Consider the following 15,640-nt stretch of genomic DNA (forward strand, 5'->3'; position numbering starts at 1 on the left):
GATAATCTGTCCCTTCGTGAGCTGCCGAGGTCGAGCTTATCTGTGGGTTCTTTGGATATGAAACAAGGGCCACAAAAAAGGCGGCCCGCCGTCGGCAAGCCGCCCTTTTGATTGGCCGAATATAGGCTCAATGATTGTCGCGCGGCACGCCGCTAGTATGGGCGACGTCCTGGTATTTCACCGCCGGTTTCAGCACCATGCCGGCCGAGAACTGGTCGACCATACCGCGCTGGATCTCCTGCCAAGGCGTCTGGTGTTGGGGATAGTGATAGCCGCCATTGGCCTGCAGCGCGGCGCGCCGCTTGGCGATCTCCTCGTCGCTGACGAGGATATTGGCCGTGCCCTTCCTCAGGTCGATGCGGACGCGGTCGCCGCTCTTGAGCAGCGCCAGCCCGCCGCCGATCGCGGCTTCGGGCGAAGCATTGAGGATCGACGGGGAGCCCGACGTGCCGGACTGGCGGCCGTCACCGATGCAGGCAAGAGCGTGGATGCCCTTCTTGATGAGGTAGGCCGGCGGCTGCATGTTGACCACCTCGGCGCCGCCCGGATAGCCGACCGGACCGGCGCCGCGCATGAACAGGATCGTGTGCTCGTCGATGCCCTGCGCCGGATCGTCGATCCGGGCGTGATAATCCTCCGGCCCGTCGAAGACCATGGCGTTGCCCTCGAAGGCCTCGGGGTCGTTCGGGTTTGAGAGGTAGCGCTCACGGAATTCGGGCGAGATGCCGCTGGTCTTCATGATGGCGGAATCGAACAGATTGCCCTTCAGATTGATGAAGCCGGCATTGGCCTTGAGCGGCTTGTCGGCGCTGCGGATCACGTCGTGATTCTCGTTGACGGCATCCTTGCAATTGTCGCCCATCGTCCTGCCGTTGGCGGTGATCGCACCGGGATGCGGCAGCAGTCCGGCCTTCATCAATTCGGCGACGACCGCCGGCACGCCGCCGGCATGGTGATAATCCTCGCCGAGATACTCGCCCGTCGGCTGCAGATTGACCAGCAGCGGGATGTCGAGGCCGATCTTCTGCCAGTCGTCATTGTCGAGCGGCACGCCGAGATGACGGGCGATGGCGTTGAGGTGGATCGGCGCGTTGGTGGAGCCGCCGATGGCAGAGTTGACGACGATGGCGTTCTCGAACGCCTCGCGCGTCATGATATCGGACGGCTTCAGATCCTCATGCACCATCTCGACGATGCGCTTGCCCGTCTCGTAGGAAATCTGGCCGCGCTCGCGATAAGGTGCGGGAATGGCGGCAGAGCCCGGCAGCTGCATGCCGAGCGCCTCGGCCAGCGAGTTCATCGTGGTGGCGGTGCCCATGGTGTTGCAATAGCCGGTCGACGGCGCCGAGGAGGCGACGATGTCCATGAACTCGTCATAGTTGATCTCGCCGGCCGAGAGCCTTTGCCGGGATTCCCAGACGATGGTGCCAGAGCCGGTGCGCTTGCCCTTGTGCCAGCCATTGAGCATCGGGCCGACCGACAGCGCGATCGCCGGAATGTTGACGGTAGCCGCCGCCATCAGCAGCGCCGGCGTGGTCTTATCGCAACCGACGGTCAGCACGACGCCGTCGAGCGGATAGCCGTAGAGCACCTCGACTAGGCTGAGATAGGCAAGGTTGCGGTCGAGCGCGGCGGTGGGGCGTTTGCCGGTCTCCTGGATCGGGTGGCACGGGAACTCGAAGGGAATGCCGCCCATCGAGACGATGCCTTCGCGCACGCGTTTGGCGAGCTCGAGGTGATGCCGATTGCAGGGCGAAAGATCGGAACCGGTCTGCGCGATGCCGATCAGCGGCTTGCCCGACATCAGCTCGGCGCGCGTCAGGCCGTAATTGAGGTAGCGCTCGAGATAGAGCGCCGTCATGCCCGGATTGTCGGGATTGTCGAACCACTCCTGCGAGCGAAATTTCTTCTTCTTGGTGGGGGCGCCTGCCATGGTGGTCTCCGTATTTGTATGACAAATCGATAGGACAATGCGTCCATGCAGGCAAGAGGCAGGCGCAGCCGGAACCCGGACTTTGGTGCGATAGACTTGTTTCGGGCCGCGCGCTACGACCAACCGGCATCAGCAATCCGGGAGGTCTTGATGGCTTTGGTGATCGAAGGCGAGGAGCGGATCGCCGCACCCATCGAAAAAGTGTGGGAAGCCCTCAACGATCCGGAGATCCTGAAAGTGGCGATTCCCGGCTGCCAGCACCTCGAGAAGAATTCGGACACGGGGATGGCGGCGACCGTGGTGCTGAAGATCGGGCCGATCAAGGCGACTTTCAACGGCGAAGTCACGCTGAAAAACCTCAAGCCGCCGCATTCCTACACCATCCAGGGCGAAGGCAAGGGCGGCGTTGCCGGTTTCGCCAAGGGCGGCGCCGACGTCACGCTGACTGCCGACGGGGCGGACTCGACAATGCTCAAATACGCCGCCAAGGCCGAGGTCGGGGGCAAGATCGCGCAACTCGGCAGCCGGCTGATCGAGTCGACATCGAAGAAATTGGCGGGGCAGTTCTTCTCGACATTCGGCGAGAAGGTCGGCGCGTGACCGAGAATTATTCGAACACGATGCTTGGCACCGCGGCTTCGGCAGCGCTTCGCTCCTCCTGGACCCGATCCCAGACCTTGCTTGCGATATCGCGATAGATCTTCGCCTCGGCGCCCTCCGGCTTCGAGGCGACGACCGGAGCGCCGGCGTCCGAGCTTTCGCGGATGCCCATTTCCAGCGGCACCTCGCCGAGGAAGGTGACGCCGAGACGCTCGGCCTCGCGCCGCGCGCCGCCATGGCCGAAAATGTCGTAGCGCTTGCCGGTGTCGGGAGCGAGGAAATAGCTCATATTCTCGACGATGCCGAGCAGCGGCACGTCGACCTTCTTGAACATGTTGAGGCCCTTGCGGGCGTCGATCAGCGCCAGATCCTGCGGTGTCGAGACGATGACGGCGCCGGCGAGCGGTACCTGCTGGGCCATGGTGAGCTGGGCATCGCCGGTGCCGGGCGGCATGTCGACCACCAGCACGTCGAGCGGACCCCATTCGACCTCGCGCAGCATTTGCGTCAGCGCCGACATCACCATCGGGCCGCGCCAGATCATCGGCGTCTCCTCATCGACGAGGAAGCCCATCGACATCACCTTGAGGCCGTAATTCTGCATCGGCTTCAGCACCTTGCCGTCGACGGTCTGCGGCCGGCCGTGGATGTTGAGCAACCGCGGCATGGACGGGCCGTAGATGTCGGCATCGAGCACGCCGACCTTCAGCCCGTTGGCGGCAAGGCCGAGCGCCAGGTTGACCGCGGTGGTCGACTTGCCGACGCCGCCCTTGCCGGAGGCGACGGCGATGATGGCGTCGATGCCGGGCACGCCGCGCTTGCCATGGCTCTGCGAGGCGGGTGCATGCGGCGCGGGGCGCGGCGGCGCAGGCTGCGGAGCGGCGGGCCGCGGAGGAGCCGGGCGCGGCGGAACCGGCGCTTCCATGCCGCCGCCCTTCTTCTCCGCCGTCAGCGCGACGACGGCGCTGGCGACGCCGGGGATGGCCTTCACCGCGCGCTCGGCGGCGGCGCGCAACGGCTCCAGCTCCTGGGCGCGCGCGGCGGGAACGGTGATCGAGAAGAACACCTTGGAATCGGCAATGAATATCTCCGACACCATGCCGAGATCGACGATATTGCCGGTGAAGTCCGGCCCGTTCACCGTCTTCAGGCGCTCGATGACGGATTCCTTGGTAACGGTCATGATCTTTCCTCGGCGTTTGGCGTTCCAGATAGTGCAGTTTCCCGGCAGAACCAAGCCGTGGCGCAACGGCTCGCCCGGCGTGCCCCGGTAAAGCGGAGGATGATGTCGGATTTGGCCACGGCCGCGGCGCAGACCCGGTCATAGCCAAACGGCGCGCCCGCGCTATCTCCACTGCCATCACGACAACCGGAGAAGGAGACGGTCATGCTCGAAAACAGCAATGTGACAGCCAATCTCGCGGTGAAGGACATCGCCAAGGCAAGGGCGTTCTACGAGGGTACTCTGGGCCTCAGCCAAGTGGACGACATGGATGGCGAGCTGATCGTCTATAAGAGCGGCGACACACTTATCAACGTCTACCATTCGCAATTTGCCGGCACCAACAAGGCGACGGCCGCAACCTGGGCGGTAGGCGACCGGATCGAGCCGATCGTCAAATCGCTACGGTCGAAGGGCGTCAGCTTCGAGCACTATGATATGCCCGGCCTGTCGCTCGAAGGCGACATTCACGTCGGCTCCGGCATGAAGGTGGCCTGGTTCAAGGATCCCGACGGCAACATCCTGAACCTGGTGGGCAAATAGCGCCCACTCTCAGGCGGGGTCCGGGTTCTCGTCATCCGGCCAGCCTTGCAGCGAGATAGGTCAATGCCGAGATCGCAGCCGTCGCCGGCAAGGTGATCACCCAGGCGACGACGATGTTGCCGGCGATGCCCCAGCGCACGGCGGAGACGCGGCGGGCGGCGCCCACGCCGATGATGGCGCCTGTGATGGTGTGCGTCGTCGAGACCGGGACACCGAGCCAGGTGGCAGCGAAAAGCGTTATGGCGCCGCCGGTCTCGGCGCAAAAACCCTGCATCGGGTTCAGCCGCGTGATCTTCGATCCCATCGTGTGGACGATGCGCCAGCCGCCGAGCAGCGTGCCCAGCGCCAGCGCCGACTGGCAGGTCAGCACCACCCAAAGCGGCACATAGAAAGTCGGGCCGAGCGCGCCTTGCGAAAAGAGCAGCACGGCGATGATGCCCATGGTCTTCTGCGCGTCGTTGCCGCCATGCCCCAGCGAATAGAGTGAGGCGGAAAAGAACTGCAGCACGCGAAAGCTGTTGTCGACCGCGAACGGCGTCTGGCGCACGAACAGCCAGGAGACGATGAGGACGAGGACAAGCGCCAGCACGAATCCCGTCGCCGGCGAGAGCACGATGGCCGCGACCGTCTTGCCGAGCCCGGACCAGACGATGGCGCCGGTTCCGGCCTTGGCGACGCCGGCGCCGACCAGCCCGCCGATCAGCGCATGCGAGCTGCTCGACGGAATGCCGGCGACCCAGGTGACGATGTTCCAGACGATGGCGCCGACAAGTGCCGAGAAAATCACCGCCGGGGTGACGATGCTGGCATCGATGATGCCTTTTCCCACAGTCTCGGCGACATGCAGACCGAAGAACAGGAAGGCGATGAAATTGAAGAACGCCGCCCAGAACACCGCGTAATGCGGCCTGAGAACCCGGGTGGAGACGATGGTCGCGATCGAGTTGGCGGCATCGTGCAGGCCGTTGAGGAAATCGAAGAACAGCGCCACGGCAACGAGGCCGATCAGCAGGGGAAAAGCGATCGTGGCTTCCATCGCCTAAACGTTCTCGATGACGATGCCGCTGATCTCATTGGCGACATCCTCGAAACGGTCGACCACCTTTTCCAGCTGGCCATAGATCTCCGAGCCGATCAGATAAGCCATGGCGTCGCCGCGGCCGTGATGCCTGAACAGATCCTTCAGGCCCTGCTCGTGCAGATCGTCGGCGCGGCCCTCGACGCGCATGACCTCCTCGGCGATGGCGTTAAGGCGCGCTGCGTTGGCGCCCACCTTGCCGAGCAGCGGGATCGCCTCCGCGACCAGTCGGGCGGCCTGGACGATGACCTCGCCCATTTCCCGCATCAGCGGATCGAACTCCCTCAGCTCGAACAATTTCACCGTCTTGACGGTCTTGTGCATCATGTCGATGGCATCATCCATCGACTGGATCAGGTCCTTGATATCGCCGCGGTCGAAGGGAGTGATGAAGGAGCGCCTGACGGCAAGCAGGACCTCGGCGGTGATGCCGTCAGCCTCGTTTTCGAGATCGATGATCTTCTGGCACCAGCGGTCGATGTCCTTGCCTTGAAGAAGCTGCTCGAGGGCCTCGGCGCCGCCGACCACGGTGCGCGAATGCCGCTCGAACAGATCGAAGAAGCGATCCTCGCGCGGCAACAGCTTGCGAAACCAGCTCAGCATCTTGTCCCTCCTTGCCTCCGCCCTACCCCACATAGCGCCACGCGCGGCGCGGGAAAACAGATAGCCGGCTCAAAAATGTGGACGAGACCCGATTGCGCGTGTGTCTTGCGAAGCAAGGCGATTTCCCCGACCTTGGGCCGAACGCTGCGGATCGGATGGCATGATCGACAAGCTGGAATTCTTCATCGCTCTCGCCAAGGAGGAGCATTTCGGCCGGGCCGCGGAGGTCTGCGGCGTCACCCAGCCGACCTTGTCGGCCGGCATCAAGCAGCTCGAGGAGCAGCTCGGCGTCATGCTGGTGCTGCGCGGCTCGCGCTTCCAGGGCCTGACGCCGGAAGGCAAGCAGGTGCTGGGCTGGGCGCGCCGCATCGTCGGCGATTCCCGCACAATGCGCGAGGAGATGCGGGCGGCGCGCCACGGCCTGTCCGGGCGCATCCGCATCGCCGCGATACCGACGGCGCTGGCCATGGTGGCGCGGCTGACGACGCCATTCCGCGAAAAGCATCCGGGCGTCACCTTCTCGGTGCTGTCGCGCACATCGATCGAAGTGCTGTCGCTGCTCGGCAATTTCGACGTCGATGCCGGCATTACCTATCTCGACAACGAGCCGCTCGGGCGCGTGACCAGCGTGCCGCTCTATGACGAGCGCTATCAGCTGATCACGGCGGTCGGAAACCCCTATTCCGACCGCGACAAAGTGACATGGTCGGAGATCAGCCAATTGCCGCTCTGCCTGCTGACGCCGGATATGCAGAACCGCCGCATCATCGACCAGCATCTGGCGGAAGCCGGCGTGCAGGTGCGGCCGACGCTGGAATCCAATTCGATGATCGTGCTCTTCTCGCATATCCGTACCGGTAAATGGTCGTCGATCATGCCGCTCAACCTTGCGGAAACGTTTGGCTTTTCCGAGCCGATCCGGGCGATACCGATCGTCGAGCCGGACGCCAGCCATACGGTCGGGCTGGTGGCGGCGCCGCGCGAGCCGCACACGCCGCTGGTGCAGGCGCTTCTGGGGGAGGCGATGGCGCTGGCGGACGATTTCCGCGCTCACCGCTAGGTTAGACAATGCGAGCCGCCGGATCTTGATAGAAAATTTCTATCGAGCGACGAGAGCGCTTTATTGATTTCGGAGGTTTCCTCTGATTTCGTAAGGACTTAGCGATATTGCGCCCTATGCATGTCGTTGCCCCGAAACCGCTCTATATGCTGGGGTGACATACATTGGCCGCCACGACCAGGGAGGGCGCTGCGTGAGCATGCAGGCCGCAAGTACCGAGATCGCGTCGCGCACGGCGGCGATCATTGACGAGATGAAGGGCCTCGAAGGCCCGTTGCTGCCGATCCTGCACAGCATACAGGAAGAGTTCGGCCACGTTCCGAAGGACGCGCTGCCGGTGATCGCCGATGGGCTGAACCTGTCGCGGGCCGAGGTGCACGGCGTGGTCAGCTTCTATCACGATTTCCGCGCCAAGCCTGCCGGCCGGCACGTGCTGAAGCTCTGCCAGGCCGAGGCCTGCCAGTCGATGGGCTCGGAGGCCGTCGCAGCCAAGGTCAAGCAGTTGCTCGGCATCGATTTCCACGAGACCACGCGCGACGGTTCGGTTACACTGGAGCCGGTCTACTGCCTCGGGCTTTGCGCCTGCTCGCCGTCGGCGATGCTCGACGGCGAAGTCATCGGCCGGCTCGATGACGAGAAGATCGAAGAGATCGTCGCGGAGGTACGTTCATGATCCCGCGCATCTATATCCCGGCAGATTCCGGCGCGCTGGCGCTCGGCGCAGAAAAGGTCGCCAGGGCAATCGAGAAGGAGCTCAAGGAGCGCGGCGTCGAGGCCAAGATCGTGCGCAACGGCTCGCGCGGCGCCTATTTCCTGGAACCGATGGTCGAGGTGGCCACGGCCGAGGGCCGCGTTGCCTATGGGCCGGTCAAGCCGTCCGACGTCAAGAGCCTGTTCGACAGCGGCTTTCTCAAGGGCGGCCACCACAAACGCTGGCTGGGCGCGCCCGACAAGATCCCCTTCTTCGCCAAGCAGACGCGGCTGACTTTCGCGCGCTGTGGCGTCATCGATCCGCTTTCACTCGACAGCTACAAATCGCATGGCGGCCTGAATGGCCTGCAGAATGCAGTGGCGATGGCGCCCACGGACATCGTGAAACAGGTAACCGAATCCGGTTTGCGCGGCCGCGGCGGCGCCGGCTTCCCGACCGGGATCAAGTGGAAGACGGTGCTGGATACGGCAGGCGCGCAGAAATACATCGTCTGCAACGCCGATGAGGGCGACAGCGCCACCTTCGCCGACCGCATGATCATGGAAGGCGATCCCTTCGTGCTGATCGAAGGCATGGCGATCGCCGGCATCGCCACCGGCGCGACCAAGGGCTTCGTCTATATCCGCTCGGAATATCCGCATGCGGTGGCGACGATGAACAAGGCCGTCGCTATCGCCCGCAAGGCGGGCGTGCTGGGCGTCAACGTGCTGGGCTCGCCCAACGCTTTCGACATGGAAATCCGCGTCGGTGCCGGAGCCTATGTCTGCGGCGAGGAAACCTCGCTGCTCAACAGCCTGGAAGGCAAGCGCGGCGTGGTGCGCGCCAAGCCGCCGCTGCCGGCAATTCAAGGGTTGTTCGGCAAGCCGACGGTGATCAACAACGTGATCAGCTTGGCGTCGGTGCCTGTCATCATGGACAAGGGCGCCGCCTACTACAAGGATTTCGGTATGGGCCGCTCGCGCGGCACGATCCCGATCCAGATCGCCGGCAACGTCAAGCATGGCGGGCTGTTCGAGACGGCCTTCGGCCTGACGCTAGGCGAGATCGTCGACGAGATCGGCGGCGGCACGGCTTCGGGGCGTCCGGTGAAGGCGGTCCAGGTCGGCGGTCCGCTCGGCGCCTATTTCCCACGCGCCTTGTTCGACACGCCGTTCGACTACGAGGAATTCGCCAAGCGCGACGGGCTGATCGGCCATGCCGGCATCACCGTGTTCGACGACAGCGCCGACATGCTGAAGCAGGCGCGCTTCGCCATGGAGTTCTGCGCCATCGAAAGCTGCGGCAAATGCACGCCCTGCCGCATCGGCTCGACGCGCGGCGTGGAGGTTCTGGACAAGGTCGCCGCGGGCATCGAGGCGGAGAAGAACCTCGCTTTGGTCACCGACCTCTGCAACACGATGAAATTCGGATCGCTTTGCGCGCTGGGCGGCTTCACGCCCTACCCGGTGATGAGCTCGATCACGCATTTCCCCGAGGATTTCAAGCCTGCGCCGGCGCGCGTGGCTGCTGAATAGGAGCTGGCAGATGAACATCAAGGCCGACTTCCCGACGCTCATCGAAGAGATCGACTACGGAACGCCGGAGTCGAAAGCGACGAAGCAGGTGACCCTGACCGTCGACGGGCAAAGCATCACCGTGCCGGAAGGCACCTCGATCATGCGCGCGGCGATGGAAGGCGGCGTCGAGATCCCGAAGCTCTGCGCCACCGACATGCTGGACTCCTTCGGCTCCTGCCGCGTCTGCCTGGTCGAGATCGAAGGGCGCGGCGGCACGCCGGCCTCCTGCACGACCCCGGTCGGCGAAGGCATGGTGGTACGCACGCAGTCCGAGCGGCTCGACGCCATCCGCCGCGGCGTCATGGAACTTTATGTCTCCGACCATCCGACGGGCTGGAACGAGAAGGCCGGAACCGGCGCCAGCGAGTTCGACGCGGTGGCAAAGTCGGTCGGCCTGACAGAGAACCGTTACGGCGTCGAAGGCCGCAACCATGTCAAGCAAGAGGGCGGCGTCGCGCCCGGCCACGGCTCATTGGCCGTCGACTATATCGCCCGCGACGAATCCAATCCCTATTTCACCTACGACCCGGCGCAGTGCATCGTCTGCTCGCGCTGCGTGCGCGCCTGCGAAGAGGTGCAGGGCACCTTCGCGCTGACGATCGAGGGCCGCGGCTTCGAATCGCGCATGGTCGCCGGCATGCATGAGGATTTCATCGCTTCCGAATGCGTCTCCTGCGGCGCCTGCGTGCAGGCCTGCCCGACGGACGCGCTGCGCGAGAAGACCGTGCTCGAAAAGGGCATGCCGGAGCGCTCGGCCGTCACCACCTGCGCCTATTGCGGCGTCGGCTGCTCGTTCAAGGCCGAGGTGAAGGATCACGAGGTCATCCGCATGATGCCCTACAAGGACGGCAAGGCAAACCACGGCCATTCCTGCGTCAAGGGCCGTTTCGCCTATGGCTATGCCACGCACAAGGACCGCATCCTGTCGCCGATGATCCGCGAGAAGATTTCCGATCCGTGGCGCGAAGTGAGCTGGGAAGAGGCGATCGCCCATACGGCGAAGGAATTCCGCCGCATCCAGTATCAGTATGGTCGCACCGCGATCGGCGGCATCACCTCCTCGCGCTGCACGAATGAGGAGACCTATCTCGTCCAGAAGCTGGTGCGCCAAGGCTTCCGCAACAACAATGTCGACACCTGCGCGCGCGTCTGCCATTCGCCGACCGGCTACGGGCTCGGCCAGACCTACGGCACCTCGGCCGGCACGCAGGATTTCGATTCGGTAGAGTTCACCGATGTCGCCGTCATCATCGGCGCCAATCCGGCTTCGGCCCATCCCGTCTTCGCCTCGCGGCTGAAGAAGCGGCTGCGCCAGGGCGCCAAGCTGATCGTGATCGATCCGCGCCGCACCGAGATGGTCAAATCGGCGCATGTCGAGGCGGACTACCACCTGCCCTTGAAGCCCGGCACCAACGTGGCGGTGCTGACGGCGCTGGCGCATGTCATCGTTACCGAGGGCCTCTATAACGAAGCCTTCGTGCGCGAACGCTGCGACTGGGCCGAATTCCAGGATTGGGCGTCCTTCGTCGCCCTGCCGGAAAACAGCCCGGAGACCGTCGGCAAGCTGTCTGGCGTCGACCCGGAAGCTATCCGGGGCGCCGCGCGCCTCTATGCCAAGGGCGGCAACGGCGCGATCTATTACGGCCTCGGCGTGACCGAGCACAGCCAGGGCTCGACCACGGTGATCGCCATCGCCAATCTTGCCATGGCCACCGGCAATATCGGCCGGCAGGGCGTCGGCGTGAACCCGCTGCGCGGGCAGAACAACGTGCAGGGCTCCTGCGACATGGGATCGTTCCCGCATGAATTGCCGGGCTACCGCCACATCTCGGGCGAAGCGGTGCGCGACATCTATGAGAGCCTGTGGGGCGTGAAGCTGGACGACGAGCCGGGCCTGCGCATCCCCAACATGCTGGACGCCGCCGTCGACGGTTCGTTCAAGGGCATCTACATCCAGGGCGAGGACATCCTGCAGTCCGATCCCGACACCAAGCATGTCGCCGGCGGCCTCGCCGCGATGGAATGCGTGGTCGTGCACGACCTCTTCCTCAACGAGACGGCGAACTACGCGCACGTCTTCCTGCCGGGTTCGACCTTCCTCGAGAAGGACGGCACCTTCACCAATGCCGAGCGCCGCATCAACATGGTGCGCAAGGTCATTGAGCCGAAGGCGCGCTATGCCGACTGGGAAGCGACGCAGGAGCTTGCCCGCGCCATCGGGCTCGACTGGAACTATACCCATCCGTCGCAGATCATGGACGAGATCGCCCAGACGACGCCGAGCTTCGCCGGCGTCTCGTTCGAGCTGCTCGACCGCGTCGGCTCGGTGCAGTGGCCGTGCAACGAGAAGGCGCCGCTCGGCACGCCGATCATGCATGTCGACGGCTTCGTGCGCGGCAAGGGCAAGTTCATCCGCACCGAATATGTGGCGACGGACGAGCGGACCGGTCCGCGCTATCCGCTGCTGCTCACCACCGGCCGTATCCTGTCGCAATACAATGTCGGCGCGCAGACAAGGCGCACCGAAAACGTCGCATGGCATGCCGAGGACCGGCTGGAGATCCATCCGCACGACGCCGAAGTCCGCGGTGTGCACGATGGCGATTGGGTGCGGCTCGCAAGCCGTTCGGGCGAAACGACGCTGCGCGCGCTGATCACCGACCGCGTCTCGCCAGGCGTCGTCTACACGACCTTCCACCACCCCGACACACAGGCCAACGTGATCACCACCGACTTCTCCGACTGGGCTACCAACTGTCCGGAATACAAGGTCACCGCCGTGCAGGTGGCGCCGTCCAACGGCCCGACCGACTGGCAGAAGGATTATAACGAGCAGGCCAAGCAGAGCCGGCGCATCGCCCCGCTGGCGGCGGCGGAGTAGTTCTTGACCGCGCGGCGCAAAGCCACGACGCAAATTTCGCGGCTGGCGCATCGCGCCGGTGGCACTGCGGCCGCGAACCGCATGGTGCCGGAAGAGACGCCGGTGGCGTTCTCCTTTGCCGGCACCACGCATGCGGTGATGATGGCGAGCCCCGCCGATTTCGAGGATTTCGCGCTCGGATTCTCGCTCACCGAAGGCATCATCGCCGACCCAAAAGAGATCGAGGCGATCGATGTCGAGGATCTCGGTGCCGGCATCGATATCCAGATCAGGCTGAAAGACAAGGCCAACACGCGCTTCCAGGCGCGGCGGCGCAGGCTGGCCGGGCCGGTCGGCTGCGGCTTGTGCGGCATCGAATCCATCGAGGAGGCGATGCGCTCCGTCGACGCCGTCGGTGCGTCGCGACTCACACTTCAGTCGGAAGACATAACAAGCGCCGTCCGCCTGCTGTCGAAGCAGCAGCCGCTGCACGCTGAAACCGGCGCGGTGCACGCCGCAGGCTTTTACGTTCCCGGCAAAGGCATCGTGATGGCGCGCGAGGATGTCGGCCGCCACAATGCGCTGGACAAGCTGGCCGGCGCGCTGGCCAAGGCCGGCATCGACGGCGCGAGCGGCGCCGTCGTGGTGACCTCGCGCGTCTCGGTGGAGATGGTGCAGAAGACCGCCGCCATCGGCGCCTCGATCATCATGGCGGTTTCGGCGCCGACCGCGCTCGCCATCCGCACGGCCGACGCCGCCGGCATGACGCTGGTAGCGCTGGTGCGCGGGGACGATTTCGATATTTTCACCCACCCCGAACGGGTGACTTCTGGAGTTGCCAAGCATGTCGCATGACGAAGAACACGTCACCAGCACCGCGGAAAAGCTGGTGCGCATGGCCAACCAGATCGCCGCCTTCTTCCATTCGAAGCCGCGCGAGGAAGGCATTGCCGGCGTTGCCGAGCATATCAACAAGTTCTGGGAGCCCCGGATGCGGCGCCAGCTCTTCGAGATGCTCGACGCCGGCACCGAGAATTTCGATGACCTCGTGATCGCCGCCTCGGCCAAGATCAAGCGGCCGATCAGCCCTGCGGAGGCCGACATGAAGCTTGGGCTCACCGCCTTCCCGGCTGATATCGCCGCTTCGCGAAAATAGCGTAGCGACCGGCGGCCTTATATTTCTTTCTGCTAAAATTTAAGCTGCCGTATCGGCGCGGCTCTGCTATGGTCGACGATTGGAAATCGTCGGGCCGGGCGGAAGAACTCGTGAGGCCGATCGAGACCAGATACGCCCGGAGCGGGGATGTGCGGATCGCCTATCAGGTGGTCGGCCAAGGATCGTTCGATCTGGTCTTCGTACCGGGTTTCATCTCCAATCTCGACCTGCACTGGGAAGACGAAGGCTACAGCCGGCTGCTGAAGCGGCTCTCGGCCTTCTCGCGGCTGATCCTGTTCGACAAACGCGGCACCGGGCTCTCCGACCGTGTCGACACTCGCCACCTGCCCAGCCTCGAGACGCGCATGGACGACGTGCGCGCGGTGATGGATGCCGCCGGCAGCGGCCGGGCGGCGATCCTCGGCGCCTCGGAAGGCGCGCCGATGGCGATGCTGTTTGCCGCCACCTATCCGCAGCGGACGCGGGCCCTGGTGCTTTATGGCGGCTATGCGCATTTCCACAGATGGGTGATGCCGCCGGAGCGGCTGGAAGCTTTCATCGAGACGGCGGAAACGTCCTGGGGAACCGGTGCGACCCTGCCGAACTTCGCGCCCGGCCGGGTGGACGACACCCACTTCACCCAGTGGTGGGCCCGGTTCGAGCGGCTGTCGGCCAGCCCGACCGCCGCGGCAGCCCTTGCCCGCATGAACGCCGATATCGACGTGCGCGACATGCTGGCGACGATCAGGGTGCCGACATTCCTGATCCATCGCCGCAACGACGCCCGCGTCGACCCTGACGCCAGCCGCTTCCTGGCCAGGAAGATCCCCGGCGCCCGGCTGGTCGAGATCTCGGGACGCGATCACCCGATCTGGACCGGCGACGTCGACCGCGTGGCCGACCTGATCGAGGAATTCCTGACCGGGGAACCGGCAGTGGCCGATGTAGAGCGCGTGCTCGCCGCGCTGCTGGTCACGCGCATCTACGACACCGCGCGGCTCGGCGATCGCTTGTGGAGCGAACGCAGCCTGCGCTTCCAGGAGAACTGGCGATTGCTGGTCGGCCGCCATGGCGGGCGCGTCGCCGGAACGCAAGGCGAACTGATGATCTCGCGCTTCGACGGCCCGGCCCGGGCCATACGCTGCGCGGCGCTGCTGCGCGAGGCGGCCCAGGAGATCGGCGTGGCGAGCGCGCAAGGGGCGCATGTCGGCGAGATCGAGGTACGCGGACCGCCGGCGGGGCTGACGGCGCGTGTGACAATCCAGCTTGCCGCTCATGCCGAACGCGGCCACATCCTCTGCTCACGACTGGTTGCAGACCTGGCCGCGGGTTCCGGGCTGCATTTCACCGATGCCGGGCGCATCAGCCTCGACGAGTTGGACGAGCCGCTGGCGCTGGTGCAGGTGTCGGCCGAACAGCATCTGGAGCCGGCCTGCCGTCCCAAGCCCAAGCCGGCCGAGCCGACGGCGCTGACGGCTCGCGAAAGCGAGGTGGTGAGCCTGATCGCCGACGGCAAGAGCAATGCGGCCATCGCGGCCGAACTCAGCCTCAGCGAGCACACGGTCAAGCGCCATGTCGCCAACATACTGCTCAAGCTCGATCTGCCGTCGCGTGCGGCGGCAGCGGCATTCTCGGCCAGACATGCTGGCCCGGACGGGCCATGAGAGCCATGGCGCTTTCGGGCGAAGCGGTCGAGGCGCCCTAAGAGGTATCAATTCTTCCCATGCAGGCCAGGCGATGCAACCACGAAGGCACTGCGAATGGAGGATGAAATGATGAGACTGAATCTCAAGATCGGACTGCTGGCATTTGCCGCGGGCGCATTGCTGGCCATCACCCCGGCGGAGGCCGAAGACGCTTCGGCCACCGCCGCCTACAAGGACATCCAGGCCACGCTCGGCACGGTGCCGGACATGTTCAAGACCTTGCCCGACGTGGCGGTCGCCGGCGCCTGGGCCGAAATCAAAGGCGTGCAGCTCAATCCGAACACCGCTCTCAATGGCAAGACCAAGGAGCTGATGGGGCTCGCGGTCGCCTCGCAGATCCCCTGCCAATACTGCATCTATTTCCACACGCTGGCGGCCAAGGCGAACGGCGCGAGCGACGAGGAGATCAAGGAAGCCATCGCGATGGCGGCGATCGTGCGCCCCTGGTCGACGATGCTCAACGGAAGCCAGGTCGATCTGGCGACCTTCAAGAAGCAGACCGACAACCTGTTCGCGGCGGTCAAAGCCAAGTCGCAATGAAACAATTCCTGCCCGGCACCAAGCGCCGGGCGGCACTTTCGCACATCAACCGCCCAAGATGATGGGCACAT

The 15,640-nt window shown here is 64.8% G+C and carries 14 protein-coding genes; 10 read left to right on the forward strand and 4 right to left on the reverse strand.

Annotation, left to right across the window (positions count from 1 at the left end; all coding sequences use genetic code 11):
• Positions 1-127: 127 nt before the first annotated feature.
• Positions 128-1,933 (reverse strand): IlvD/Edd family dehydratase, encoded by a 1,806-nt coding sequence (locus LB565_RS19585; RefSeq protein WP_224586807.1) that lies wholly within the window; start codon positions 1,931-1,933, stop codon positions 128-130.
• A 150-nt stretch (positions 1,934-2,083) separates the two neighbouring features.
• Here LB565_RS19585 and LB565_RS19590 point away from each other — a divergent pair, with 150 nt between their 5' ends.
• Positions 2,084-2,533 carry an SRPBCC family protein gene (locus LB565_RS19590; RefSeq protein WP_224586809.1) on the forward strand — a complete coding sequence of 150 codons (450 nt, stop codon included), beginning with the start codon at positions 2,084-2,086 and terminating at the stop codon, positions 2,531-2,533.
• A gap of 7 nt (positions 2,534-2,540) precedes the next feature.
• On the opposite strand, the gene LB565_RS19595 is transcribed toward LB565_RS19590, so the two are convergent.
• Positions 2,541-3,716, reverse strand: a complete 1,176-nt coding sequence (locus LB565_RS19595) for an Mrp/NBP35 family ATP-binding protein (RefSeq protein ID WP_224586811.1) — start codon at positions 3,714-3,716, stop codon at positions 2,541-2,543.
• Between the two features lie 204 nt (positions 3,717-3,920).
• On the opposite strand from LB565_RS19595, the gene LB565_RS19600 reads away from it, so the two are divergent.
• Positions 3,921-4,298 carry a VOC family protein gene (locus tag LB565_RS19600; protein WP_224586813.1) on the forward strand — a complete coding sequence of 126 codons (378 nt, stop codon included), beginning with the start codon at positions 3,921-3,923 and terminating at the stop codon, positions 4,296-4,298.
• 31 nt (positions 4,299-4,329) lie between these two features.
• Here LB565_RS19600 and LB565_RS19605 read toward each other — a convergent pair whose 3' ends face one another.
• Together LB565_RS19605 and LB565_RS19610 are read right to left on the reverse strand one after the other, a co-directional pair.
• Entirely contained in the window at positions 4,330-5,334 is a 1,005-nt protein-coding gene (locus tag LB565_RS19605) for an inorganic phosphate transporter (protein ID WP_224586815.1), read from the reverse strand.
• A 3-nt stretch (positions 5,335-5,337) separates the two neighbouring features.
• Complete coding sequence (locus LB565_RS19610; RefSeq protein ID WP_224586817.1) at positions 5,338-5,979, reverse strand: DUF47 domain-containing protein; 642 nt, start codon at positions 5,977-5,979, stop codon at positions 5,338-5,340.
• A 160-nt stretch (positions 5,980-6,139) separates the two neighbouring features.
• Here LB565_RS19610 and LB565_RS19615 point away from each other — a divergent pair, with 160 nt between their 5' ends.
• The 8 genes from LB565_RS19615 (at position 6,140) to LB565_RS19650 (ending at position 15,569) form a co-directional block, all read left to right on the forward strand.
• The gene (locus tag LB565_RS19615) at positions 6,140-7,039 is read left to right on the forward strand and encodes a LysR family transcriptional regulator (protein WP_224586819.1); all 900 of its coding nucleotides are present in this window, start codon (positions 6,140-6,142) and stop codon (positions 7,037-7,039) included.
• Between the two features lie 193 nt (positions 7,040-7,232).
• Complete coding sequence (locus tag LB565_RS19620; protein WP_224586821.1) at positions 7,233-7,712, forward strand: formate dehydrogenase subunit gamma; 480 nt, start codon at positions 7,233-7,235, stop codon at positions 7,710-7,712.
• Positions 7,709-9,265: a formate dehydrogenase beta subunit gene (locus LB565_RS19625; RefSeq protein ID WP_224586823.1), complete on the forward strand. Its 1,557-nt coding sequence runs from the start codon at positions 7,709-7,711 to the stop codon at positions 9,263-9,265. The genes LB565_RS19620 and LB565_RS19625 overlap by 4 nt, the downstream gene beginning before the upstream one ends.
• Positions 9,266-9,275: 10 nt before the next feature.
• Complete coding sequence (gene fdhF / locus LB565_RS19630) at positions 9,276-12,188, forward strand: formate dehydrogenase subunit alpha (protein WP_224586824.1); 2,913 nt, start codon at positions 9,276-9,278, stop codon at positions 12,186-12,188.
• Between the two features lie 3 nt (positions 12,189-12,191).
• Positions 12,192-13,022 carry a formate dehydrogenase accessory sulfurtransferase FdhD gene (gene fdhD / locus LB565_RS19635; RefSeq protein ID WP_224586826.1) on the forward strand — a complete coding sequence of 277 codons (831 nt, stop codon included), beginning with the start codon at positions 12,192-12,194 and terminating at the stop codon, positions 13,020-13,022.
• Complete coding sequence (locus LB565_RS19640) at positions 13,012-13,323, forward strand: formate dehydrogenase subunit delta (RefSeq protein ID WP_224586828.1); 312 nt, start codon at positions 13,012-13,014, stop codon at positions 13,321-13,323. Before fdhD ends, LB565_RS19640 begins: the two co-directional genes overlap by 11 nt.
• Before the next feature lie 110 nt (positions 13,324-13,433).
• Positions 13,434-14,987, forward strand: coding sequence for an alpha/beta fold hydrolase (locus LB565_RS19645; protein WP_224586831.1), 1,554 nt, complete (start codon positions 13,434-13,436; stop codon positions 14,985-14,987).
• A 108-nt stretch (positions 14,988-15,095) separates the two neighbouring features.
• A complete protein-coding gene (locus tag LB565_RS19650) occupies positions 15,096-15,569 on the forward strand; it encodes a carboxymuconolactone decarboxylase family protein (protein ID WP_224586833.1) in 474 nt (157 codons plus the stop codon).
• Positions 15,570-15,640 lie beyond the last annotated feature (71 nt).

This window comes from Mesorhizobium sp. CA14 (assembly GCF_020165195.1).
Lineage (GTDB): Bacteria > Pseudomonadota > Alphaproteobacteria > Rhizobiales > Rhizobiaceae > Mesorhizobium.

Excerpts from the sequence above, each read along its gene's own strand:
- LB565_RS19585 (WP_224586807.1), bottom strand. The coding sequence starts at position 1,933 with ATGGCAGGCGCCCCCACCAAGAAGAAGAAATTTCGCTCGCAGGAGTGG.
- LB565_RS19590 (WP_224586809.1), top strand. The coding sequence starts at position 2,084 with ATGGCTTTGGTGATCGAAGGCGAGGAGCGGATCGCCGCACCCATCGAA.
- LB565_RS19595 (WP_224586811.1), bottom strand. The coding sequence starts at position 3,716 with ATGACCGTTACCAAGGAATCCGTCATCGAGCGCCTGAAGACGGTGAAC.
- LB565_RS19600 (WP_224586813.1), top strand. The coding sequence starts at position 3,921 with ATGCTCGAAAACAGCAATGTGACAGCCAATCTCGCGGTGAAGGACATC.
- LB565_RS19605 (WP_224586815.1), bottom strand. The coding sequence starts at position 5,334 with ATGGAAGCCACGATCGCTTTTCCCCTGCTGATCGGCCTCGTTGCCGTG.
- LB565_RS19610 (WP_224586817.1), bottom strand. The coding sequence starts at position 5,979 with ATGCTGAGCTGGTTTCGCAAGCTGTTGCCGCGCGAGGATCGCTTCTTC.
- LB565_RS19615 (WP_224586819.1), top strand. The coding sequence starts at position 6,140 with ATGATCGACAAGCTGGAATTCTTCATCGCTCTCGCCAAGGAGGAGCAT.
- LB565_RS19625 (WP_224586823.1), top strand. The coding sequence starts at position 7,709 with ATGATCCCGCGCATCTATATCCCGGCAGATTCCGGCGCGCTGGCGCTC.
- fdhF (WP_224586824.1), top strand. The coding sequence starts at position 9,276 with ATGAACATCAAGGCCGACTTCCCGACGCTCATCGAAGAGATCGACTAC.
- LB565_RS19640 (WP_224586828.1), top strand. The coding sequence starts at position 13,012 with ATGTCGCATGACGAAGAACACGTCACCAGCACCGCGGAAAAGCTGGTG.
- LB565_RS19650 (WP_224586833.1), top strand. The coding sequence starts at position 15,096 with ATGATGAGACTGAATCTCAAGATCGGACTGCTGGCATTTGCCGCGGGC.